At 71.7% G+C, this 23,727-nt stretch carries 16 protein-coding genes; 13 read left to right on the top strand and 3 right to left on the bottom strand.

Annotation, left to right across the window (positions count from 1 at the left end; all coding sequences use genetic code 11):
- The first annotated feature begins 65 nt into the window (after positions 1–65).
- The 6 genes from FXF68_RS18955 to FXF68_RS18930 all read left to right on the top strand — a co-directional run bounded on the left by FXF68_RS18955 (position 66) and on the right by FXF68_RS18930 (position 6,015).
- Positions 66–686: an ANTAR domain-containing response regulator gene (locus FXF68_RS18955; protein ID WP_148761068.1), complete on the top strand. Its 621-nt coding sequence runs from the start codon at positions 66–68 to the stop codon at positions 684–686.
- A 314-nt stretch (positions 687–1,000) separates the two neighbouring features.
- Positions 1,001–2,167, top strand: coding sequence for a branched-chain amino acid ABC transporter substrate-binding protein (locus FXF68_RS18950; RefSeq protein ID WP_148761067.1), 1,167 nt, complete (start codon positions 1,001–1,003; stop codon positions 2,165–2,167).
- Between the two features lie 105 nt (positions 2,168–2,272).
- A complete protein-coding gene (locus FXF68_RS18945; protein WP_148761065.1) occupies positions 2,273–3,238 on the top strand; it encodes a branched-chain amino acid ABC transporter permease in 966 nt (321 codons plus the stop codon).
- The gene (locus FXF68_RS18940) at positions 3,235–4,413 is read left to right on the top strand and encodes a branched-chain amino acid ABC transporter permease (protein WP_148761063.1); all 1,179 of its coding nucleotides are present in this window, start codon (positions 3,235–3,237) and stop codon (positions 4,411–4,413) included. The genes FXF68_RS18945 and FXF68_RS18940 overlap by 4 nt, the downstream gene beginning before the upstream one ends.
- Complete coding sequence (locus tag FXF68_RS18935) at positions 4,410–5,237, top strand: ABC transporter ATP-binding protein (RefSeq protein WP_342787144.1); 828 nt, start codon at positions 4,410–4,412, stop codon at positions 5,235–5,237. Before FXF68_RS18940 ends, FXF68_RS18935 begins: the two co-directional genes overlap by 4 nt.
- Positions 5,227–6,015 (top strand): ABC transporter ATP-binding protein, encoded by a 789-nt coding sequence (locus FXF68_RS18930; RefSeq protein WP_148761061.1) that lies wholly within the window; start codon positions 5,227–5,229, stop codon positions 6,013–6,015. Before FXF68_RS18935 ends, FXF68_RS18930 begins: the two co-directional genes overlap by 11 nt.
- Positions 6,016–6,086: 71 nt before the next feature.
- Here FXF68_RS18930 and FXF68_RS18925 read toward each other — a convergent pair whose 3' ends face one another.
- Positions 6,087–6,680 (bottom strand): DUF4352 domain-containing protein, encoded by a 594-nt coding sequence (locus FXF68_RS18925; RefSeq protein ID WP_148761059.1) that lies wholly within the window; start codon positions 6,678–6,680, stop codon positions 6,087–6,089.
- A 298-nt stretch (positions 6,681–6,978) separates the two neighbouring features.
- Positions 6,979–7,332, bottom strand: a complete 354-nt coding sequence (locus FXF68_RS18920) for a PaaI family thioesterase (protein WP_148762313.1) — start codon at positions 7,330–7,332, stop codon at positions 6,979–6,981.
- A 174-nt stretch (positions 7,333–7,506) separates the two neighbouring features.
- On the opposite strand from FXF68_RS18920, the gene polA reads away from it, so the two are divergent.
- The 6 genes from polA (at position 7,507) to coaE (ending at position 16,537) form a co-directional block, all read left to right on the top strand.
- On the top strand, positions 7,507–10,197 hold the full coding sequence (polA, locus tag FXF68_RS18915; protein ID WP_148761057.1) for a DNA polymerase I: 2,691 nt from the start codon (positions 7,507–7,509) through the stop codon (positions 10,195–10,197).
- Positions 10,198–10,612: 415 nt separating this feature from the next.
- A complete protein-coding gene (locus FXF68_RS18910; protein WP_246178800.1) occupies positions 10,613–11,533 on the top strand; it encodes a polysaccharide deacetylase family protein in 921 nt (306 codons plus the stop codon).
- A 236-nt stretch (positions 11,534–11,769) separates the two neighbouring features.
- A complete protein-coding gene (gene rpsA, locus FXF68_RS18905) occupies positions 11,770–13,254 on the top strand; it encodes a 30S ribosomal protein S1 (protein ID WP_148353271.1) in 1,485 nt (494 codons plus the stop codon).
- Positions 13,255–13,440: 186 nt separating this feature from the next.
- Positions 13,441–15,399, top strand: a complete 1,959-nt coding sequence (locus tag FXF68_RS18900) for an endonuclease/exonuclease/phosphatase family protein (protein WP_148761053.1) — start codon at positions 13,441–13,443, stop codon at positions 15,397–15,399.
- Positions 15,400–15,435: 36 nt separating this feature from the next.
- Positions 15,436–15,927, top strand: coding sequence for a GNAT family N-acetyltransferase (locus tag FXF68_RS18895; protein ID WP_148761051.1), 492 nt, complete (start codon positions 15,436–15,438; stop codon positions 15,925–15,927).
- A gap of 16 nt (positions 15,928–15,943) precedes the next feature.
- On the top strand, positions 15,944–16,537 hold the full coding sequence (gene coaE, locus FXF68_RS18890) for a dephospho-CoA kinase (protein ID WP_148761049.1): 594 nt from the start codon (positions 15,944–15,946) through the stop codon (positions 16,535–16,537).
- Between the two features lie 26 nt (positions 16,538–16,563).
- Here the strand turns inward: coaE and FXF68_RS18885 are convergent, their stop codons facing one another.
- Positions 16,564–22,425, bottom strand: a complete 5,862-nt coding sequence (locus FXF68_RS18885) for a WD40 domain-containing protein (RefSeq protein ID WP_148761047.1) — start codon at positions 22,423–22,425, stop codon at positions 16,564–16,566.
- Positions 22,426–22,492: 67 nt separating this feature from the next.
- Between FXF68_RS18885 and FXF68_RS18880 the strand changes: the two genes are divergently transcribed.
- Entirely contained in the window at positions 22,493–23,716 is a 1,224-nt protein-coding gene (locus tag FXF68_RS18880; protein WP_246178799.1) for an ArsB/NhaD family transporter, read from the top strand.
- Positions 23,717–23,727: the final 11 nt, after the last annotated feature.

Raw genomic sequence — 23,727 nt, 5'->3', positions numbered from 1 at the left:
GCGTCGGCCGTGCGGTGCCGTGGCAGGGGCGGCTCCGGACCAGGGTAGCGGGTTTCGATAGGCTCATGCGCGTGGAGAGCGCTCGGCGAGTTGTCATCGCGGAAGACGAGGCCCTGATCCGGCTCGACCTGAAGGAGATGCTTCAGGAGGACGGCTACGACGTCGTCGGCGAGGCGGGGGACGGCGAGACGGCCGTGCGGCTCGCCGCCGAGCGCCGTCCCGACCTCGTGATCCTCGACGTCAAGATGCCCGTCCTGGACGGGATCTCGGCGGCCGAGCGGATCTCCGCCGACCGGATCGCCCCGGTGGTGATCCTCACCGCGTTCTCGCAGCGCGAGCTCGTCCAGCGGGCGACGGACGCGGGCGCGATGGCCTACCTCGTCAAGCCGTTCTCCAAGGCCGACCTCGCGCCCGCCATCGAGATGGCGGTCAGCCGGTACACCGAGCTGCGTGCCCTGGAGGCCGAGGTCGCGGGCCTCCAGGAGCGGCTGGAGACGCGCAAGCTCGTCGATCGCGCGAAGGGGCTGCTCCAGCAGGCGCACGGCTGGTCCGAGCCGGAGGCGTTCCGGTGGATCCAGAAGACCTCCATGGACCGCCGGCTCACGATGCGGGCCGTCGCGGAGGCGGTCGTCGCGGGCGCGACCGGGGGCTCCTCCCCGGGACGGGACGAGCCCGCGGCGGGCTGACCGCGGGTTGACTCCCTATCGCTGTTATCCGTCCCGTTGTCAAGGCCCATTCCCGACATCCCGGACCGGCCCAGAATGCTCACTGTGGGTAATCATGCCTGGCAACGCCGGGAATGACATGAGCACGGGGGAGTAACGAACGAGTAACCCTTCTATCCGGGGGGCCTGCTCTGAGGCGGGTCAACGGTGTACGACATAGCTGATCCCCGAGTGACCGATTTCTCCATCCGAGGGCGTCGGCGTCGGGGCATGACTCGTACCCGATCCTCTCCCGGATCCGGATGGAAAGGTTGGGCACCTTGCGGCGCAACAAGATGAGGATCACCGGCGCGCTGGCGGTGAGCGCGGTTCTCGCGCTGAGCGCCGTGGCTTGTGGCGGAGACGACAAGGACTCCGGCGGCGGCGGTGGCGACGAGGTCACCATCGGGTTCATGGGCGACCTGACCGGTGAGAACTCGGGCCTCGTGATCCCGCCCTGGCAGGGCGCGCAGCTGGCCGTCGAGCAGTACAACGCGACGAACCCCAAGGTCAAGATCAAGCTCAAGAAGTACGACAGCCAGGGCAAGCCGGAGCAGGCGACGACGCTGGCGCAGGGCGCGGTCAAGAACGACAAGATCGTGGGCCTGATCGGACCGGCGTTCTCGGGCGAGTCGCAGAGCGTCGCGCCGATCCTCGAAGAGGCGAAGATCCCGAGCGTCACCCCGTCCGCGACGAACGTGACGCTGGCGGAGAAGGGCTGGAAGTACTGGCACCGCGTGGTCGCCGACGACGCCGTGCAGAGCGCCGGCGCCGCGAACTTCCTGACCAAGGCGGCCGCGGCGAAGAAGATCTTCACCGTCTCCGACAACCAGGACTACGGCAAGGGCCTCGCCGACGCCATCGCGAAGGCGGCCGGCGGCGCGGGCGCGCAGACCCAGTCCGACGCGGTCGACGACAAGGCGACGGACTACTCCTCCACCGTCAACAAGATCAACCAGTTCAAGCCGGACGCGGTCTACTTCGGCGGCTACTACGCGGTCGCGGGACGCCTGTTCAAGCAGCTCCGCGAGGCGGGCTACAAGGGCAAGATGATGTCCGGCGACGGCTCGCTCGCCACCGGCCTGATCGAGGGCGCGGGCGAGAAGAACGCGCAGGGCGCGCTGCTGAGCTGCGGCTGCCTCATCGACGCCGAGGGCAAGACCAACGAGAAGGCCAAGAAGTTCGCCACCGACTACAAGGCGAAGTTCGGCTCCGACGTCGCGATCTACTCGACCGAGGGCTTCGACGCGGCCACCACGTTCATCGAGGCGCTGAAGGCCGGCAAGACCGAGCCCGAGGACATCAACGCCTTCCTGAAGACCGTGGACTTCCAGGGCGTCGGGAAGCAGATCAAGTTCGACGCCAACGGCGAGCTCGCCGCGCAGGACATCTTCATCTACGAGGTGAAGGGCAACCTCCTGCCGCTGCTCGGCAACAGCAACGAGGCCAAGCCGACCGCGTAGGCGTCACGACGCCCACGACGAACCGTCCCCGTTCCGGGGGCCCCTGATGGCGCGGGAGCGGGAGCGCTACAGCGCTCCCGCTCCTTTTCACAAAGGCGACCGAAGGTGCTCGACGACTTCATCAATCAATTCTGGCCGTCGACCATCGACGGGCTTGCGCTGGGCGCGATCTACGCCCTGCTTGCCCTGGGCTACACGATGGTCTACGGCGTCCTCCGGCTGATCAACTTCGCACATGCCGACGTCTTCATGGTCGGGACGTTCGCGGCGCTCTGGTCCGTCCGGACCCTCGGCGTCTCCGACGTGGGCGGCATCACCCTGATCGGCGTGGTGGTGCTCATGGCGGTCGTGGCCGGCGGCGTCGCCGGCGGCGGCGCGATGCTCCTGGAGGTGACGGCCTACCGGCCGCTCCGCAAACGGGGGGCGTCGCGACTGGCGGCGCTGATCTCCGCCATCGGCGCGTCCATCTTCATCCAGCAGCTGATGGGCGCGGTCGTGATCCATCGGGTGTTCGGCACCTCGAAGGAGGGCGGGAAGCTCGACGTCAACGAGCATTTCAAGAAGCTCTCCGACGTGGTGGACGTCGGCCCGATCCTCATCCGCAACGACCAGCTCATCGTCTTCGTCGGCGCGGTGCTGATGATGGTCGCGCTGGACCAGTTCGTGAACCGGACGAAGCTCGGCCGCGGCATCCGCTCCACCGCCCAGGACCCGGAGACCGCGGTCCTCATGGGCGTCAACATCGACCGCGTCGTGTCCACGACGTTCCTCGTCGGCGGCGTCATGGCGGGCGTCGCCGCGGCGCTGTACTTCCTGCGCTTCGAGAGCACCAACTACTTCGTCGGGTTCCTGCTCGGCATCAAGGCGTTCACGGCCGCAGTGCTCGGCGGCATCGGCAACATCCGCGGCGCCCTGGCAGGCGGCTTCACGCTCGGGCTCCTGGAGATGTACGGGTCCAGCCTGTTCGGGTCGCAGTGGCGCGACGTCGTGGCCTTCTCCTTGCTGATCCTCGTCCTGATGTTCCGTCCCACCGGCATCCTCGGTGAGTCCCTCCAGCAGGCGCGCGCATGAACCTCACGAAGAACGGAAACGGAAACGACGGCCCGGGCGGCCTCCAGGCGTACCGCGACAGGCTGTCCCTCGACCCGCTCCGCAACGCCTGGGCGACCGCTCCCGGCCCGGTCCGCTGGGCCGTGTACCTCCTGCTCGTCATCGGCGGGCTGCTCCTGCCGAGCCAGTCGATCGGCGAGTTCATGGCGCCGAGCGGCAGCGACTGGCCGTCCATGCTCAGCAACCAGATCGCGATCTACGTGCTCCTCGCCCTCGGCCTGAACGTGGTGGTCGGCATGGCCGGCCTCCTCGACCTCGGGTACGTGGCGTTCTACGCGGTCGGCGGCTACACGATGGCGATCTTCGCCACGAAGTACGGCTGGTCGTTCTGGGAGTCGCTCTTCCTCGCGATCGCGTTCGCGGGGCTGTCCGGGCTGATCCTCGGCGCTCCGACGCTGCGGCTGCGCGGCGACTACCTGGCGATCGTCACGCTCGGCTTCGGTGAGATCGTCAAGCGGACGGCGAACAACAGCTCCTACGTGAACGGCCCGCGCGGCGTGCAGGGCATCCCGCACCCGCCGACCCTGTCGGAGTTCGAGATCTTCGGCGTCCAGCCGCTCAAGTACGGGCTGCTGGACTCGCGGCCGTACTACTACCTGCTCCTGCTGTTCATCATCATCGCGATCATCTTCGTGAAGCGGCTCGACCGGTCCAGGGTGGGCCGCGCGTGGGCCTCCATCCGCGAGGACGAGGACGCGGCCGAGCTGATGGGCGTCCCGACGTTCAAGTTCAAGCTGGCCGCGTTCGCGATCGGCGCGGCGATCGGCGGCAGCGGCGGCGTCGTGTTCGCCTCGCAGCAGACGTCGATCAACCCGCAGAACTTCGAGTTCCTCGTGTCGGCGCTGATCCTCGCCGGCGTGGTCCTCGGCGGCTCGGGCAACATCCCCGGCGTCATGCTCGGCGCCGCGGTGCTCGCCTGGCTCCCCGAGCGGTTCCGGTTCCTGTCCGACTACCGGATGCTGATCTTCGGCGCCGCGCTGGTGGTCATGATGATCTTCCGTCCGGAGGGCCTGTGGCCGTCCCGGCAGCGCAAGGCCGAACTGGCCGAGGGCACCGGCGGCATGGGCAGTATGGGAGCCGAGGTGGCCGGGCCCGGGCAGTCGGCCGGTCCCGTCACGGCGGAGGAGGGCAAGTGAGCCTGGACAAGGGCGCCGCGACGGGCGCCGGGCAGGGCGCCGGGAAGGCCGCCGCGCCCGTGCTGGAACTGCGGGACGTCGTCATGCGGTTCGGCGGCGTCGTCGCGCTCAACAAGGTGAACCTCACGATCGGCGAGGGCGACATCTTCGCGCTGATCGGCCCGAACGGGGCCGGGAAGACGACGGTGTTCAACGTCACCACCGGCGTGTACAAGCCCACCGAGGGCGAGGTCGTCTTCCGCGGGAAGCGCATCGACGGCAAGAAGCGGTACGTCGTCACGAAGCTCGGCGTGGCGCGGACGTTCCAGAACGTCCGGCTGTTCCACAACATGACGGCGGTCGAGAACGTCCTCGTGGGCGCGGACGCCCACCACCGGACGGGTTTCGTCGGCGCGTCCCTCGGCCTGCCCTGGCACCGCCGCGAGGAGCGCCAGGGCCGGGAGAAGGCCCGCGAGCTGCTGGAGCTCGTGGGCATCCCGCACCGCGGCGAGGAGGCGGCGAAGAACCTCCCGTACGGCGACCAGCGGCGGCTGGAGATCGCGCGGGCGCTCGCCACCGATCCGAAGCTGCTGCTGCTGGACGAGCCCGCCGCCGGCATGAACCCGGCGGAGAAGGTCGCCCTGCAGCAGCTCATCCGCGAGATCCGCGACACGGGCGTGACGGTCCTGCTGATCGAGCACGACATGAGCCTCGTGATGGGGATCAGCGACCGGGTCGCGGTCCTGGACTTCGGCCAGAAGATCGCGGACGGGCTGCCCGCCGAGGTGCAGAACGACCCGCGCGTCATCGAGGCGTACCTGGGGGCTCCCGCCGATGCTTCTTGAGATCAAGGACATCCACGTCCACTACGGAAAGATCGCGGCGATCAAGGGCATCACCGCGGCGGTCGACGAGGGCGAGATCGTCACGCTGATCGGCGCCAACGGCGCCGGGAAGACGACGACGCTGAAGACGATCTCCGGGCTGCGCTCGCTGTCGCGCGGGTCGATCCACTTCGACGGGCGCGACATCAGCGGCATGCAGGGGCACAAGCGCGTGCGCGTCGGCATCGGGCAGGCGCCCGAGGGGCGCGGCGTCTTCCCCGGCATGACCGTCGAGGAGAACCTCCTCATGGGCGCCTACGCCCGCAAGGACGACCCGTCCAAGGAACTGGAGGAGGCGTACGAGCTGTTCCCGCGGCTCGCGGAGCGCCGCAGGCAGGCGGGCGGCACCATGTCCGGGGGCGAGCAGCAGATGCTCGCCATCGGCCGGGCGCTGATGGCCAAGCCCAAGGTGCTCCTGCTGGACGAGCCGTCCATGGGGCTCGCGCCCATGCTCGTCCAGCAGATCTTCACGATCATCCAGGAGATCAACCGGCGCGGCACGACGGTGCTGCTGGTGGAGCAGAACGCCCAGCAGGCGCTCCAGATCGCGCACCGCGCGTACGTGCTGGAGACCGGCCGGGTGGTGAAGTCGGCGCCCGCCGCCGAACTGCTCGACGACCCGCAGGTCCGCGCCGCCTACCTGGGCGGCGACCTGGGTGACGACGCAGGCGGCGGTACGGGCGGCGGCGCGGGCGGAGGTGCGCCCGCCAAGGACGCTCCGCCGGAGGACGCCGGGTAGCCGGCCGTTCGACGCGCGCCCGCCGGATCACGTCGATCCGGCGGGCGCGCGCCTTTTCCTCGCGCGGTGGGTCAGGGCAGCTTGATCTCGGCGGGCGCGGGCTGGCTGACCGCGCCGACCGGCGGCGACCCGTAGAGCCGGACGGCCGTCGCCTTCACGCCGCGCGGGACGTCGAACCACAGGTCGAACTCGACGCGCATGGACGCGCCGACCGACAGCCGCTCCGGCTGCCGTTTGATCATCGTCGCGTTGACGTCCGGGGAGTAGGCCCTGCCGTCGGCGGCGACGAGCCGCTGCTTCCAGGTGTCGAAGACCTGGATGTCGCGCCCGGTGTTGACGGCGAGGAGGCGGACGCGGGTGAAGGCGCCCTTGGCGCCCATCGCGGCGTGGGTGCCCATCACATCCGTCATGCCCTGCCGGAAGCCGATGACGGTGAAGCTCATGTCGGCGCTGCGTCCCGTCCTGCCCTGGGGGACGGCCTCGCCCTCGCGGGCCGTCTCGGCCGGGATCCTGTAGGCGGGCGGCGCCTTGGCGTGCCCGGACCCCGAGCAGCCCGCCAGGACCGCGGCGAGGCCGAGCGCCAGTGCGAGCGGGAGTGCGGGCGCGGCGGGTGCGCGGCCGGCGCGTGGCCGTGTCCCGAGGACGTGCGTGCTACGGGAGGGCATGTCCGGAACGTACGGCGGAACGCGGCACGGGTGAACGCGCCGGGGCGTTTCGCAACGCAACCGCAACCACTGTCGGCCTTACACTGGTGTCGGTGCGTCCGGCGGCGGCCCGGCCGGGCCCGGACATGCGTTGACCCGGGATCACCTTTGGGGCCGTACGAACCTTCCCCGGGCGCGTACGTTGTCTACTCGGTGATCCCGGGCCGTTCCGTGCCACGCTACAGACCTCGGGCGGCGCATCGCAAAGAAAGTCCGGATAGTGCCGTTTCAACCCGATCGGTCCTCCGGACCGGTCCGGTCAGCCGCCGGGGGCGTCCCGGAGCATGCAGGTCAGGCGGGCGGTGCAGATCCGCCGGTCCCGGTCGTCGGTGAGGACGATCTCGTAGGTGGCGAGCGTCCGGCCGCCGTGGGTGCGCGTCGCGACGCCCGTCACGTGCCCCTCGGTCGCCGACCGGTGGTGGGTGGCGTTGATCTCGACGCCGACCGCGATCCGCCCCGGACCCGCGTGCAGCGCCGCGCCGAGGGACCCGAGCGACTCCGCGAGGACGCACGAGGCGCCCCCGTGCAGGAGCCCGTACGGCTGGGTGTTGCCCTTCACCGGCATCCGCCCGACGACCCGCTCCGGAGACGCCTCCAGGACCTCGACCCCCATGCTCTTCGCCAGGTCGCCGTACCGGTCGGCCCCGGCGTTCGTCGCGGCGCCGTCCCGGGGGTCCGCGCCGTCCGTCTCAGTCACTTGCGCCCTGCCTTTCCCGGGGGGCGGCCCCGGCGGCCGGGAGACACCGGCCTCAGCGAAACTGTCGTGGTCGCAGACTAGAGTCCTGGTGTGGCGACGACAGCGACGACCCCTGACAAGCGTGACCGGCTCCTTCTGCTCGACGGGCACTCCCTGGCCTACCGGGCGTTCTTCGCGCTGCCCGTGGAGAACTTCTCCACGACCGACGGGCAGCCGACCAACGCCGTGTACGGCTTCACCTCGATGCTCATCAACGTCCTGCGCGACGAGCAGCCCACGCACATCGCGGTGGCCTTCGACCGCTCCGAGCCGACGTTCCGGCACGAGCAGTACGTCGAGTACAAGGCGGGCCGCCAGAAGGCGCCCGACGAGTTCCGCAGCCAGGTCAGCCTGATCTTCGAGGTGCTGGACGCGCTGCGCGTCCCGCGCCTGTCGGTCGCCGGGTTCGAGGCCGACGACATCATCGCCACGCTGTCCGTGCAGGCCGTCGCCGCGGGCATGCGGACGCTCATCGTCACCGGCGACCGCGACGCGTTCCAGCTCGTCAACGACGACGTCACGGTCCTGTACCCGGTCCGCGGCGTCTCCGAGCTCTCCCGGATGGACCCGGCCGCCGTCGAGGGCCGCTACGGCGTCCCGCCCGAGCGGTACCGCGAGCTGGCCGCGCTGGTCGGGGAGAGCAGCGACAACCTGCCCGGCGTCCCCGGCGTCGGCCCGAAGACCGCCGCGAAGTGGCTCGCCAAGTACGGCGACCTCGACACGCTCGTCGCCCGCGTCGAGGAGATCAAGGGCAAGGCGGGCGACAGCCTGCGCGAGCACCTCGCCGGCGTGCTGCGCAACCACCAGATCAACAAGCTCGACACCGAGGTCGGCCTCGAATTGACGCCGCCGCAGCTCGCCATGGGCCAGTGGGACCGCGAGGAGATCCACACCCTGTTCGACTCGCTGCAGTTCCGCGTCCTGCGCGAGCGGCTGTACGCGACGCTGTCCACCGCGGAGCCGGAGGCCGACGAGGGCTTCGACGTCCAGGTCGACGCGCTGGAGCCCGGCGCGCTCGGCGCCTGGCTGGAGGCCAACTCCGGCGACCGGCTCGGCGTCGCCGTCACCGGCACGTGGGGGCGCGGCACGGGCGAGATCACCGCGCTGGCGCTCGCGTCCAAGGACGGCCCGGCCGTCCACCTCGACCCGGCCGAGCTGATCGAGGACGACGAGCGCGCGCTCGCCGCCTACCTCGCCGACCCGAAGCGCCCGAAGGCGATCCACGAGGCGAAGGGGCCGATGCTGGCGCTCGCCGCCCGCGGCCTCACCCTCGCGGGCCTCACCAGCGACACCGCGCTCGCCGCCTACCTCGCCCTGCCCGGCCAGCGGACGTTCGACCTCGCCGACCTCGCCCTCCGCTACCTGCACCGCGAGCTGCGCACCGAGACCGAGGACAACGGGCAGCTCACCCTCGACGGCTCCGGCGAGGAGGAGGCCGCCGAGGCGCTCGCCGTGCGCGCCCGCGCCGTCGCCGAGCTGGCCGACGTCCTCGACCGCGACCTCGACAAGCGCGGCGCGACCCGGCTGCTGCACGAGGTGGAGCTGCCGCTCGTCGGCGTCCTCGCGGGCATGGAGCGCGCCGGGATCGCCGTCGACAACGACCACCTCGCGGGCATGTCCGCGTCGTTCGGCGGCGAGGTCAAGGAGCAGGAGCAGGCAGCCCACGCCGCGGTCGGCCACGAGTTCAACCTCGGGTCGCCGAAGCAGGTGCAGCAGGTCCTGTTCGACGAGCTGAACCTGCCGAAGACCAAGCGGACCAAGACCGGCTACACCACCGACTCCGAGGCCCTGACGAACCTCCTGGAGAAGGAGCCGCACCCCGTCCTGGAGCGCATCCTGCGGTGGCGCGAGGTCGCCAAGCTCAAGAGCATCGTCGACTCGCTCATCCCGATGGCCGACGACGCCGGGCGCATCCACACCACGTTCAACCAGATGATCGCCGCCACGGGGCGGCTGTCGTCCACCGACCCGAATCTGCAGAACATCCCGATCCGGACGGCGGAAGGACGCCAGATCCGCGAGGGCTTCGTCGTGGGCGAGGGCTACGAGTCGCTCCTCACCGCCGACTACTCGCAGATCGAGCTGCGCATCATGGCGCACCTCTCCGAGGACGCCGCGCTCCTGGAGGCGTTCGGCTCCGGCGCCGACTTCCACACGATCACCGCGTCCCGGGTGTTCGGGCTGCCGCCCGACCAGATCGACTCCGAGCTGCGCGCCCGGATCAAGGCGATGAACTACGGCCTCGCCTACGGCCTGTCGGAGTACGGCCTGTCGCAGCAGCTCCGCATCCCGCCCGCCGAGGCCCGCGAGCTGATGACCGAGTACTTCGAGCAGTTCGGCGGCGTCCGCGACTACCTGCGCGACGTCGTCGGCAAGGCCCGCCACGACGGCTACACCGAGACCATCCTCGGCCGCCGCCGCTACCTGCCCGACCTGAACTCCGACAACCGGCAGCGCCGCGAGATGGCCGAGCGGATGGCCCTCAACGCGCCGATCCAGGGCTCGGCCGCCGACATCATCAAGGTCGCCAGCCTGAACGTCGACCGCGCCCTGACCGCGGCGGGCCTCACGTCCCGGATGCTCCTCCAGGTCCACGACGAGTTGGTCTTCGAGGTGGCCCCCGGCGAACTGGACGACCTGAAAGCCTTGGTGAGCAAGGAGATGGCAGGCGCCTACGAACTCCGGGCCCCCCTGAACGTCTCCATGGGCACAGGCCGCACCTGGCAGGAAGCAGCCCACTAACCCAAGACGACCGCCGAAAGACGGGCCGTTCCCGAGCCGCGAACGCGGACCGGGAACGGCCCATCGTGCGCAACGGGGTGCCCGCCCGGATGTATTCACCTCCCTGGATAAACAACCATCTTGGGGGTAGGCGAGCGGGTGTCCGTGGATGTCCGGAGGGTCGTACGCTGTCCACCGGGTCCTGTCAGGTCGCTCGGCGGGGGGTAGCGTGCCTCTGCTTCACAAGATCGCTGGAGTCGTGGTCGTCTGCGCGGTGATCCTGGGGCTCACTCTCCCCGGGCACCGGCGGGACAGGGAGCAGAGCGCTCAGCGGGCCGGTGCGGCCGTGAAGGCGCCTGCCGATGCCTACGCGGCGAAGGCGACGGGGAGACCGGTACCGGGTGCCTCAGGGGCGGCTGGGAGTCCTTCGCCGTCCGTGACGCCGACCGCGCCGATTCCGGCGGCGGCCCCCGGGGCGGCGGCGGTCAAGGCGAACGAGCTGGGGCAGATCCCGGTGCTGATGTACCACCGGATCGTCCCGAAGCCGGAGATGTCGCTCGACCGGTCGACGAAGGAGCTGTACGACGAGCTGACGCGGCTCGCCAAGGGCGGGTACGCGCCGGTCACGGCGGCGGAGTTCGTCAACGGGGTGTTCAACGTCCCGGCGGGCAAGCACCCTGTGGTGCTGACCTTCGACGACAGCACGCCCGGGCACTTCGCGCTCGACCCGGCCGGCAACCCGAAGCCGGACACGGCGGTCGCGGTCATCCTGCGGGTCGCGCAGGAGAACCCCGGGTTCCGTCCGACGGCGACGTTCTACCTGAACAAGGAGCTGTTCGGGATGGACGACGCGCAAGCCCCGGCCGGGCTGAACTGGCTGCGCCGGCATGGGTTCGAGCTGGGCAACCACACGGTGTCCCACCCGAGCCTCGCCGGGATGCCCGAGAAGCGGGTGCAGGACGAGATCGGCGGCATGGAGGACCGGATCGTCCGGCTGACGGGGGCGCACATGACGACGTTCGCCTACCCGTTCGGAGCCGTCCCGAAGAAGAAGGCGTGGGCGGAGAAGGAGAACGGCCGGTACGCCTTCCAGGGGATCTTCCTCGCCGGGTGGCGGCCGTCCATCTCGCCGTTCGACGAGGACTTCGACCGGTGGAACATCGACCGGGTCCGCTCCGAGGGCAAGATCAAGGAGAACGACTGCACCCGGTACTGCTCCACCGCGTGGTTGGAATATCTGGACAAGAACCCGGATGAGCGGTACACATCTGACGGCGATCCGAACACCGTGACGTTTCCGAGGACCGCCGAGGACCGGCTGGCCAAGGGATTCCGCGGCCGGGCGCGCGCCTACTGAACCGGCGCGCGCCGAACCGGATTGACCGCGCGCGGCTGGTCCCATATCCTGATCGCTGCGCTGTGGGCCTGCGCGCCTCGGACGGAGCAGGCTCGCGCTCGGTCAGGTCGGCGACCTCGGTTCGGTTCACTGACGCGGCAGCGACCGCGTCCCATTCCGGTCTTCGGCAGGGCGGATACCGGCCCTCCGCGCATAACCCATACGACTTCCATGTCCGTACCGGAGCCAGCCGACACATGACGAGCAGCACCGAGGCCACCTCGACCACCCCGCAGGTAGCGGTCAACGACATCGGGTCCGAGGAAGCCTTCCTCGCCGCGATCGACGAGACCATCAAGTACTTCAACGACGGCGACATTGTCGAAGGCACTGTCGTCAAGGTCGATCGTGACGAGGTCCTCCTCGACATCGGCTACAAGACCGAGGGCGTCATCCCCTCGCGCGAGCTGTCCATCAAGCACGATGTCGACCCCAACGAGGTCGTCTCCGTGGGAGACCACGTCGAGGCGCTCGTCCTCCAGAAGGAGGACAAGGAGGGGCGGCTGATCCTGTCCAAGAAGCGCGCTCAGTACGAGCGCGCCTGGGGCACGATCGAGAAGATCAAGGACGAGGACGGCATCGTCACGGGCACGGTCATCGAGGTCGTCAAGGGCGGCCTCATCCTCGACATCGGGCTGCGCGGCTTCCTGCCGGCGTCCCTGGTCGAGATGCGCCGCGTCCGCGACCTGCAGCCCTACGTGGGCCGCGAGCTCGAAGCCAAGATCATCGAGCTGGACAAGAACCGCAACAACGTGGTCCTGTCCCGCCGCGCCTGGCTGGAGCAGACGCAGAGCGAGGTCCGCCAGACCTTCCTCAACACCCTGCAGAAGGGCCAGGTCCGCAAGGGCGTCGTGTCCTCGATCGTCAACTTCGGCGCCTTCGTCGACCTCGGCGGCGTGGACGGGCTCGTGCACGTCTCCGAACTGTCCTGGAAGCACATCGACCACCCGTCCGAGGTGGTCGAGGTCGGCCAGGAGGTCACGGTCGAGGTCCTGGACGTCGACATGGAGCGCGAGCGGGTCTCGCTGTCGCTCAAGGCGACGCAGGAAGACCCGTGGCAGCAGTTCGCCCGCACCCACCAGATCGGGCAGGTCGTGCCGGGGCGCGTCACCAAGCTGGTGCCGTTCGGCGCGTTCGTCCGCGTCGAGGAGGGCATCGAGGGCCTGGTGCACATCTCCGAGCTGGCCGAGCGCCACGTGGAGATCCCCGAGCAGGTCGTCCAGGTCGGCGACGAGATCTTCGTGAAGATCATCGACATCGACCTCGACCGGCGCCGGATCAGCCTGTCGCTCAAGCAGGCCAACGAGGGCGCCGCCGGGATCGAGGAAGAGGACTTCGACCCGACCCTGTACGGCATGCCCGCCGAGTACGACGAGCAGGGCAACTACAAGTACCCCGAGGGCTTCGACGCCGAGACCGGCGAATGGCTGGACGGCTTCGACGAGCAGCGCGAGACCTGGGAGCGGCAGTACGCCGAGGCCCGGTCCCGCTTCGACGCCCACCGGCGGCAGATCGAGGAGGCCCGCAAGGCCGAGGCCGAGGCGGGCGCCGAGCCCGCGTCCGGCGGCGGCGGCGGGGGCGAGACCTCCTACTCCGGCGGCGGGGAGAGCGAGTCGGGCGGCGCCCTCGCCACCGACGAGGCGCTCGCCGCGCTGCGGGAGAAGCTCTCCGGCGGCCAGTGACGGAACCGTCGACCACCGCCGCGCAGCTCCATCGCGCGGCGGTGGTGGCGTTCCACCGGTGATCCAGCGGCCGCGGCCGGAGGACGATCCGACCGGATCGCGCTCCGGCCGTGCTCGGCTGCGCCGGGTCCGATAGCTTTGCCGTCGTCCCCGAAGGTCCGCCCGTCCCCCGGAGCTCTCGTTCAATTGGCCAGCACAGACGCCGACGTCGGCACGAGGACCGGCGGCCCCGCCGCGGCCGGGCCGTCCATCGTCCCGCAGGGGCCGGCGCGGCTCGCGCTGATCGCGGTCACCGTCGCGGTCCTCGCGCAGACCCTGCGGTTCTCCCTGCCCCAGTTCGACCACTTCGCCGACGACGCCGGGGTCGGCGCCGCCGGCGCCGCCATCCTCGCCGTGTACCTGGTGGGGTTCGCCGCGCCGCTGATCCGCCGCGCCGCGGGCCCGCGCGGGCTGCTCGCCGCCGGGATCGGCGGGCTGCTCGCCGTCCGGCTGCTGGCGCAGGCGATCGACCCGCGCACCTGGCTGGCGTTCGCGGGCACCGCGGTCGGCATGATCGCCATCGCGGCGCTGTACGAGGGCGCCCGCGGCCTGTCCGGCGTCGGGTTCGCCACGGCCACCGTCGCCGGGCTGTCGATCGACACCGCGGTGCGGATGTGCTTCGCCACCTGGGACCCGGTCTGGCGGGACGGCCTCGGCGCGTGGCTCGCGTGCCTGGCGTTCGTCGGCCTCGGCGCCGCCGCGCTGTACCGCGAGCTCGCGTCCGGGCCGGTCGCCGCGCCCGGGATCTCCTGGCGGGACGCGCTCGGTGCCGCCGCGTTCGGACCGTTCCTCGCCCTCCAGGTGCTGGTGCTGTCGAGCCCGGCGTTCGTGGCGTCGTCCGGCTGGCAGTCGCTGACCGGGGCGCACGTCGCGATCGTCGTCGGGCAGGGGCTCGCGCTGGCGTTCCTCGCGTCCGGGCTCGCCGTCCGGGCCGTCCCGGGCGGGGTGTGCGTGCTCGGCGGGACGCTCCTCGGGGTCGGCGCGGGCGCCGTCGCCGGGACGTACGCGGTCTCCGGCATCGAGATCGTCCCGATCGTGATCGTCGGGCAGGTGCTGGCCGCGTGGCTGCTCGCGGTGGCGTGCCGCGCGCCGCTGCGCCGCGCCGGGACCGGCGGGCCCGTCCGGCGGGTCGACGCGGGCGCCGCGCTCGGCGGCCTGCTGATCGTCGTGGTGCTCGTCCCGTACCAGGTCAGCGCCGTGTCGCCGCTGCCGTTCCCGAACAACCTGCTGCCCGGCCTCGCCGGGATCCTGCTCGGCGGGCTCGCCGCGATCGCGGCCGCCCGCGGCGGTCCGCTGCCCGCCCGCGCGCCGGTCCGCGCCGCCGGCGCAGGCGCCGCGTCGCTCCTGCTGCTGTGCGGGACGGTCGTGTTCACCGTGGCCGCGCCGGACGGCAAGGCGCAGGCCGGGCCCGTCCCGGGCCAGGTGCGGGTGCTCAGCTACAACATCCACGACGCGGTCGACCAGTCCGGGCGGCTCGACCCGGAGGGCATAGCGCGGGTCATCGAGGGGCAGCGGGCGCAGGTCGTCCTGCTGCAGGAGGCCGGGCGCGGGTCGCTGCTGTCCGGCACCACCGACGTCGGCGTGTGGCTGTCGCGGCGCCTCGGCATGAAGCTCATCTGGGGCCCGGCCGCCGACGGCCAGTTCGGCAACGCGATCCTGACGTCGCTGCCGGTGCGCAGCTCCGGGACGGGCCGGATGCCGCGCGGCGACTGGTCGCAGATCCGCGGCTACGTGTGGGCGCGGCTCGCGGTCGGCGCGACCACGATGGACGTGTGGTCCACGCACCTTGAGGGCGGCGACGACCGGGCGGACGAGCGCCGCCGCGAGGTGGCGGCGCTGCTGCGCGCCTGGGGCGGCGCGCCGCGCACGCTGATCGGCGGCGACTTCAACGCCGGGCCCGGCAGCCGGGAGATCGCCGCGCTGACCGACGGCACCGACCTGCGCAGCGTCGCGATCGGCGACGACTCGTCCCCCACCACGCCGGACGGCGCGCGGGTCGACTGGATCTTCGGCTCGGACGGCGTGCTCGTCACCGACTACGACGTGCCGCGCTCGGACGCGTCCAACCACTTTCCGGTGGCCGTGACGGTCCGGATCGGCCGCTGACCGGACCCGCCCCGATTCCGCCGCTAGGGTCGAGCCATGAGCGAAGCGACGGTCGCGATAGAGCGCGCCGGACCGGACGACGCCGGTGAGCTGCTGACCGTCCAGCGCGCCGCCTACGTCACGGAGGCGCAACTGTACGGCGACCCGTTCATCCCCCCGCTGGTCGAGTCGATCGAGCAGCTCCAGAAGGTGCTCGCCGGGGACGCGGTGGTGCTGAAGGCGGTCCAGGGCACGCGGATGGTCGGGGCCGTCCGCGCGCAGTTCAGCGACCACACGTGCCTGGTGGGGCGGCTGGTCGTCGTCCCCGACATGCAGCGCCGGGGGATCGGCAGGCGGCTCCTCGTCGCGCTGGAGGACGAGGTCGCCGGCCGCGCCGACGCCTGCGTGCTGTTCACCGGCCACCTGAGCGACTCGAACCTGGGCCTGTACCGCAAGCTCGGCTACGCCGAGACGCACCGGGAGCGGGTCGCGGCGCATCTGACGCTCGTCCACATGCGCAAACCCCTCGTCCCGGCGGAGACGGCCTGACGGCTAGGGTGAGCCCGTGCTGAAAGTGGGACTGACCGGCGGGATCGGCTCGGGCAAGAGCGAGGTGTCGGCCCTGCTGCGCGCGCGGGGGGCGGTGGTCGTCGACGCCGACCGGATCGCCCGCGAGGTGGTGGAGCCGGGCACGCCGGGCCTCGCCGCCGTCGTCGCGGAGTTCGGCGAGGACGTGCTGCTGCCGTCCGGTGGGCTCGACCGGGAGAAGGTCGGCCGGATCGTGTTCGCCGACCCGGAGCGGCTCGCGGCGCTGAACGCGATCGTCCATCCGCTGGTGGGGGAGCGGACGGAGGAGCTGATGGCCGCCGCTCCCGCCGACGCCGTCGTGGTCTACGACGTGCCGCTGCTCGCGGAGAACGGGCTGGCGTCCATGTACGACGAGGTCGTGGTCGTGGACGCGCCCGAGGAGGCGCGGCTCGACCGGCTGGTGGCCCGGCGCGGCATGACCGAGGAGGACGCCCGCGCCCGGATGGCGAACCAGGCGTCCCCGGAGGAGCGGCGCGCCGTCGCGACCCGCGTCATCGACAACTCCGGCACCCTCGACGACCTGAAGAAGCAGGTCGACGCCCTCTGGGAGTACCTGACCCGCTCCGCCTGACCGCCTCCGGACGGGGAGCGGTGGCCCTAGAAGGGCGCGTCCATGGGCAACTGGTGGACCTCGCGCAGATAGACGTCGAGTTCACCCGGCTCGAAGCGGCACATGGCGACGGCGTACCAGAACTCGGCGGTCGCGTTGCCCTCCCACTTGTAGCGGCCGTCGGGCGCGAACGCCGCCCAGCCCTCGGCGAGGCCCAGCAGGGTCGCGCGGCGGACGGGGGCGGCGCGGTCGGTGACGTCCCAGAGGATGATGGCGCCGTCGTCGCCGGCGGTGGCGAGGAGGGCGCCGTCAGGACTGAACGCGGCCGACCAGACGCGGCGCGTGTGGCCGCCGGTGAGGGTGTGCAGGAGGCGTCCGCTGGACGGGTCCCAGAGCCGGACGACCGTGTCGTCGCCGGCGCTGGCGAGCAGCTCCCCGGACGGGTGGAACGCGGTGGTCCAGAGGCGTCCGGTGTGGCCGGTGAGGGTGTGGAGTGCCTCTCCGGTCGTCGGGTTCCAGAGCCGGACGGTGCCGTCGTTGCTCGCACTGGCGAGTGTCTCCCCGGACGGTGAGAACGCCACCCGGTACACGCGGTCGCTGTGGCCGCGCAGGACCGACACCAGTTCCCCTGTGCGCGGATGCCACAGCCGGACGAGGCCGTCGTCGCACCCGGTGGCGACCAGGGCGCCGCCCGGCTGGAAGTCGATGGAGCGGACCCTGCCCTTGTGGTCGGCCAGGTTGACGATCTCGCGTCCGGTCGTCCAGTACCAGAGCCGGACGGAGTCGTCGTCGTTCGCGGTGGCGAGGACGTCCCCGGCGGGCGCGAACGCCTGCGCCCACACGTGGTCGGTCTCGGCGTTGAGCTCGCGTTGGAACTCGCCCGTCCCGGCCTGCCAGAGGTGGACGCCGCCGTCGTTGGTGGCGGTGGCGAGCTGGGAGTGGCGGGTGTTGAACGCGGCGGACGTCAGGTTGTCGGCGACGCCGCGCAGTTCGCGGACCATCCGGCCGGTCCGCGGGTCCCACAGCCGGACGAGGCCGTCGTTGCCGCTGCTGGCGAGGGTGCCGCCGTCCGGGCTGAACGTGACGCCGGTGACGCGGCGGCCGTGCCCGCGCAGGACGACGCGGCACTGCCCGGTCTCGGCGTCCCACAGCCGGGCCGTCCCGTCGTTGCTGCTGGTGGCGAGCTGGGCGCCGTCCGGGCGGAACGCGAACGGCCACACCGCGCCGCGGTGCCCGGACAGTTCGAGGCGCTGCCGCCCGGTCTCCGGGTCCCACAGGCGGACGGATCCGGCGCTGTCGGCGGTGGCGAGCCTGCTTCCGTCCGGGCTGAACGCGGCCTGGTAGATGCCGCCTCCGTGGCCGGACAGGGTGCGGCGGTGGAGGCCGTCCTCCCAGATGCGGATGGAACCGTCGGTGTCGCCTGTCACGAGGACGTCGCCGTCTTTGTGGTAGGCGATGGCGTAGACGCGCCCGGTGTGCCCGAGGAGCTCCTGCCTGATCTCGCCTGTGCGGATGTCCCAGAGACGGACGACGCCCGCTTGGTCGCCCGCGGCGAGGAGCGAGCCGTCCGGGTGGAACACCGCGCGGAACACCGAGCCGCGGTGTCCGGTGAGTTCGCGTATGAGGGAACCGGTGGCGAGGTCCCAGACGCGGAGGGTGCCGCCCGCGTCGCCCGTCACCATGAGCGAGCCCGCTGGGTCGAACACCGCCGTGAATACGGGCGCGGTGTGCCCGGAGAGTTCGTGCAGCAGCTCGCCGGACACGATGTCCCAGACGCGGATGGTGCCGTCGGCCGCGCCCGCGGCGACGAGGTTCGCGCCGGACGGGGAACGTCCGCCCACGACTACTGGCCAGACCCCTTCCGGGTGGACGGTGAACGTATGCGAGGTGTGGCCCGTGGCCAGGTCCCACAGCCGGACGGTCCCGTCCGCCGAGCCGCTCGCCAGGATGTTGCCGGGGGCGTCGAACGCGACCGCGTAGGCGCGGTCGGTGTGGCCTTGGAGGGTGCGCAGGGGAGTGCCCGTGATGGCGTCGCACATGAGGACGCCGCCGTCCTCGCTCCCCACGGCGAGGACGGATCCGCCCGGGCTGTAGGCGAGCGGCTGGGGCAGGCGGCTGGTCTGGAAGTGGAACCCGTAGGGCACGCCGACCGCGGCGGGGGCGACCTGGATGTCGATGGGGCGTCCCGGCACGATCGCCGCCTCGCGCAGTTCGGGCGCTTCGGCGACGCGCGCGGGCAGGGCGGCGTCGACGAGGGCGGCGCGGGTCCAGTGGCTGCCGTCGACGGTGACGTCGCGCAGGTCGGCGCGGGCGAGCCGGGCCCGCGACAGGTCCGCGCCGCGGAGGTCGGCGCCGGTCAGTCTGGCCTCGTCCAGGCGGGCCCCGGCGAGGGACGCGTCGCGCAGCACGGCCCGCGACAGGTTCGCGCCGACGAGTTGCGCGTCGGTGAGGTCGGCTCCCGTCAGGTCCACTTCCTGGAGGTCGCGGTAGGAGAGGTCCTCGCCCTGGAGCCGCGCGCCGCGCAGGTCGGTGTGCGCCGGGGTGCGCAGCCGTGTCGTGATGCGGATCGCGTTCGCGCGCTCGATGTCGTCCGCGTCGGGGTCGGCGAGGACCCGTGCCGCCCAGTCCTGGCAGGTACGGGTGTCGGCGAGGTCGCAGAGGAAGTCGACGGTGAGCTGGGTGAGCGCGCGCCTGCCCAGCGCGGGCGGGGCCCCGCCGTCGGCGAACTCGTCCGCGATGTGGCGCGCGACGAGCCACTCCATCACCGATGTGTGGATGAACCCGAAGAGGCCCTCGTCGGTGCGGACGAGCAGGCTTCCGGCGCCGACCGCGTGCGTCACCTGGTGCGGTGACATGCGCCCTCCGGCGAGGCCGGTGAGGGTGTCGGCGACGTCCGCCAGTTCGGCGAGGCGCAGGAACTGCTCGTTGCTCTCCCACAGTCGCAGCGCGAGCGTGCCCACGGCGCGCCACATGTCGTCCGCCCGAAGCCCGGACGGCCCGCCCGCCCCGGCGACCCGGTCGGCCTCGTACGCCAGCCAGGACCACAGGATCTCGTGGTAGAGGTCGGCGGGGCTGACCGCGCGGCGGGCCTGCGCGACCGCGCGGAGCCTGTCCTCGGGCAGGTCCGCGATGAACGACAGCATCCGCGGGTTGGACGTCAGGGCCAGCAGCTCCTCGATCCCCGTCAGGAGGCTGAGGCGCGCGTCGGCCCGCTCCTCGTCGCCGTACCGGTTCACCAGGTACGAGCGGACCTGGAGGGGCGAGAACTCCTCCAACCCGAGGACGCGCCTGTGCGGCAGGACGCCGACCTTCTCGCCCAGCGCGGTCAGCACCTGCGCCTGCGACTTGAAGTGCTGCGTCCGGCTCGCCACCACGATCTTCGCCTTGTCCTGGGCGGCCTGGAGCAGCGTGTCGAGATGGTCGGCGGCCTGGTCGTAGGTGACGCGCGTGACCAGCTCGTCGAAGCCGTCGAACAGGAGGACGATGCGCCCCTGCCGCAGCATGTAGTGGAACGCCTTGAGGTCGATCAGCTCCTCGCCGTGGTTGGCGAGGTGCGCGGCGACGAGGCCGTCCACCGAGTGGGCCTTGTCCAGTGCGCGCAGCTCGATGAGGATCGGGATGACGTGCGGCAGCTCCTCGGGGATGCGGCGGGCCAGCTCGCGCAGGGCGAACGTCTTGCCGCGTCCGAAGTCGCCCAGCAGCAGCAGGAACCGTCCGTGGTCGGCGGCGAGCAGGCGCAGCATCTCGCCGACGACGTCCTCGTGGACGTCGGTGGCCGAACGGCTCTCCTCACCGGACGGGGTCTCCGCACGGAAACGGTCGAGTTCCCGGTATCGCTGCGGGACGTACAGGGACGTCGGGTAAAGGCCGCCGGCGGAGAGACGCCCCGTCTGGGACGTGACGTACTCCGACAGGTCGACCAGCCCCTGGAACTCGGTGAGGCTGCGTACCCGGATGCCGCGCCGTAGGGCGTCGTCGCGGACGGACCGCGCTGGGGCGGGACCCAGGTACACCAGCTCGGAGCCGTGGTCGGTCCCGTCGGCGTGGACATGGCGGACGAACGCGTCCACGTCGGCTTCGGTCACCCGTCCCACGTGGGCGCCGATGCGGTACTGGCGGACGAAACCGTCCTCCATGTGGGTGAGGAGCAGGTGCGGCGGGTCCGACCGGCCGTCCTCGCCCGGCGCCGGGACGATCCGCCGGATGGTCGCGCGCTCGAACCGCGTCTCGCACGCCTCGGTCAGGCGGTCGAGCAGTTGCCCGGTCGGGTCGGGGACGGGGTCGACGGAGGCGTCCGCCCGCGGGCCCAGCTCCGGCGAGGGCGCGGCGGGCGGGGTCTCCGCGCGGAGCGCGGGGAACGTTCCCCGGGCCTTCGGCCATTCGCGTTCGAGGCGCTCCGGTCCGCGCCGTTCGGCGTCCTCGGGGATCCATCGCTCCAGACCGTCCCGCCGCAGTACGACGGTCTGGTGGCGGCCGGGGCCGAGCGTCGGAATCGACGGGACGCCGTTGCCGAGGAGCGGGATCGTGCCGTATTCCGACTCCGTCCCCTGGAAGAACAGGTTGACGTGGCCGCCGAGCAGCATCTCCACGGTCTCCGGGTCGCGCAGGGCCCTCGGCTCACCGGGAATGGGGGCGTGTTCGACCGCCGCCAGGCGCAGCCATCCCTCCTCCTCGAAATGGCGCAGCCGTTCGTTGAACCATGCGGCCTGCGCGCTGCCGACCCGTCCGTACCGGTCGGCCTCGCGGTGGGTCTGCGGGAGGGTCGAGTTCAGCCCGGCTACGACGACGCGCAGGTCTGGGATGGGAAAGAGCGTCCACGGTTGGGCGCTGTCGAAGATGAGGGCGTCGATGCCCTGATAGAACTCCTTGAACAACCCCGCGTAGTGGCGCCATTTCGGCCAGTACGGGGGCTGCGGTTCGATGTCGTCTGCCTCGCAGCTAGAGAAGTACGCCTGGCATGCCGCGCGCGTGACGTCGTGCGTGCCCGGGACGACGACGACCCGCTGCGCCTCCAGGCCGAGCAGGGCGCGCAGGCTCGTGAGGAACGACAGCGCCTCGGCGAACTCCTTGCGGCTGCCCGAATGGGTGAGGTTCCCCGACACGACCAGCAGATCGGGACGCGGCACCCCGGAGTCGGCGAGCCGCGTGACGTCGCTCCAGATGCGGTCCTGCAGTTCGGTGGCCGTGGTGGGCTCGCCCGGCTCGGCGAGCGTCCGGCCGAACCGGGGCCCGGACACGTGCAGGACGCTGAGCTGCCCGCGCGGCGCGTCGGCGCCGTCCGCGGCCGGGTAGGCGGGCGCGGCCACGGGCGCCCGGCGGGCGGGCCGCTCCCCGGTCGGCTCCGGCCGTCCCGGCGAGCCCTCTCCGGGCCCCTCAGCGTCCTCCAGGCGGCCGCGCAGCGGCTCGCGGGACCCTGGGAGGGCGCGGCCCGCTCCGGGGAAGCCAGGGCCGTTCTGCGGGCGCGCGTGCCCGGCGAGCGCCTCGCCGATCCGCCGCATCAGCAGGCCGCGCGCCTCGTCCGGGTCGTCGATCCCCACCAGGTCGACGTAGGTGATCGTGGACAGCAGGCCGTCGATCGGGCAGTCCTCGATGCGGACCGTGACGAGCTTGCGGGACGGGTCGTCCGGGTCGGCGCGCAGCGCCGCCATCCACTCCAGCCGCCCGTACCGTGAGCGCAGGTAGTTGCGGGACAGCACCGCGACCACCGCCTTGGCCTCCGACAGGCCGCGGTCCATGAAGTCGATGAAGTTGGTGCCGGGGACGAAGTCCCACGCCTGCATCATGGTGCGGTGCCCCGCGGCCTCCAGCTGCCAGGCGATCCACGACGCCCACCGCTCGTCCGCGGGCGAATAGCTGATGAAGAAGTCGGTCGGACGCTCCTGCCTGGTCTGGCCGCCGGGGGGTGTCATGCCGCCAGTATCGCGCGGCGCGGCCGGGAGGGCCGCACGCCGTGCCGCCTATGGGATCATGTCGCGCGTGCCACCCCGGACCGAGACGCTGCGCCGAGCGGCACGCTCCCTGGGCGTCCTCGACTGGATCCGCGTCGGCGTCCTCGTCCTCGGCCTCGTGTTCGTCGCCACCGGCCTGCTGCCCGCCGACACGGCGCGGTCCAGCGTGGGACGGATCGCGCCCCTGCTGCTCTTCCTTTTCAGCGTCATCGTCCTCGCCGAGCTGACCAAGGAGGCGGGGGTCTTCGACGCGATCGCGCAGCGGATGGCGCGGGCCGGACGGGGGAACTACGCCGCGCTGTTCCTGCTCTGCGTCGCGTTCGCGTCGGTCACCACCGTCTTCCTCAACCTGGACACGACCGCGGTACTGCTCACTCCGGTCATGCTCGCGCTGGCGGCGCGCGCGCGGATCGCGACCCTTCCGCTGGCCATGACGACCGTCTGGCTCGCCAACACCGCCAGCCTCCTTCTCCCGGTGTCGAACCTGACCAACCTGCTGGCCGCCGACCGGGTGGCGCTGGAGACACGCGAGTTCGCGGCCCGTATGTGGGTGCCGCAACTGGCCGTCCTCGCCGTCACCATGGCGTTGCTGTGGGCGTTCTACTGGCGGCGGCGGATGCGCGGAGCGGACGCCTACGACCCGCCGGAGCCCGCGCCCATCCGGGACCGGGTCCTGTTCTCCGCCACCGGGCTCGCCTGCCTGATCTTCATCGGGGCGATCCTGGCGGGCGTGCACACCGGGATTCAGCTCGGCATCGCCGCGACCATCCCGGCCGTCGTGGCGGTGGGCGTGTTCGCCGTCCGCGACAGGGCGGCCCTGCGGCCTGCGCTGATCCCGTGGCAGCTCATGGTGTTCGTCACGGGCCTGTTCCTGGTCGTCCCCACACTGGAGCGGTTCGGGCTGGACGACGCCATGCACGCGCTGGTGGGCGGAGACGACAGTGTTGCAGGGGCGTACCGGGCCGCGTTCTCCGGTGCCGGGCTGTCGAACGTGCTCAACAACCTTCCCGCCTACGTGGCGGGGGAGTCGGCCGTGCCCGTGTCGAACAAGGAGCAGCTCCTGTCACTGCTCGTCGGGACGAATGTGGGCCCGGTCATCACGCCGTGGGGGTCCCTCGCCACGCTGCTGTGGTTCGAATGGTGCCGCCGGTGGGACGTCCGCGTCCCCATCCGCAAGTTCGTGCTCACGGGGACGGTACTGGCCGTCGCGGGCTGCGCTGCCACCGTCCCGGCGCTCCTGCTGACCGGCTGACCCGGCGGGGC

This window comes from Actinomadura decatromicini (assembly GCF_008121305.1).
GTDB classification, from domain to species: Bacteria; Actinomycetota; Actinomycetes; order Streptosporangiales; family Streptosporangiaceae; genus Spirillospora; species Spirillospora syzygii.
Note: the sequence above shows the minus strand (reverse complement) of the source record. Positions and strands in the feature narration are given on the sequence as shown.

What these genes read in the sequence shown, in the direction of transcription:
- FXF68_RS18885 (WP_148761047.1), bottom strand. Translation starts at nt 22,425, where the DNA reads ATGACACCCCCCGGCGGCCAGACCAGGCAGGAGCGTCCGACCGACTTC.
- FXF68_RS18950 (WP_148761067.1), top strand. Translation starts at nt 1,001, where the DNA reads ATGAGGATCACCGGCGCGCTGGCGGTGAGCGCGGTTCTCGCGCTGAGC.
- FXF68_RS18895 (WP_148761051.1), top strand. Translation starts at nt 15,436, where the DNA reads ATGAGCGAAGCGACGGTCGCGATAGAGCGCGCCGGACCGGACGACGCC.
- FXF68_RS18940 (WP_148761063.1), top strand. Translation starts at nt 3,235, where the DNA reads ATGAACCTCACGAAGAACGGAAACGGAAACGACGGCCCGGGCGGCCTC.
- FXF68_RS18955 (WP_148761068.1), top strand. Translation starts at nt 66, where the DNA reads ATGCGCGTGGAGAGCGCTCGGCGAGTTGTCATCGCGGAAGACGAGGCC.
- FXF68_RS18920 (WP_148762313.1), bottom strand. Translation starts at nt 7,332, where the DNA reads ATGGGGGTCGAGGTCCTGGAGGCGTCTCCGGAGCGGGTCGTCGGGCGG.
- rpsA (WP_148353271.1), top strand. Translation starts at nt 11,770, where the DNA reads ATGACGAGCAGCACCGAGGCCACCTCGACCACCCCGCAGGTAGCGGTC.
- FXF68_RS18925 (WP_148761059.1), bottom strand. Translation starts at nt 6,680, where the DNA reads ATGCCCTCCCGTAGCACGCACGTCCTCGGGACACGGCCACGCGCCGGC.
- FXF68_RS18930 (WP_148761061.1), top strand. Translation starts at nt 5,227, where the DNA reads ATGCTTCTTGAGATCAAGGACATCCACGTCCACTACGGAAAGATCGCG.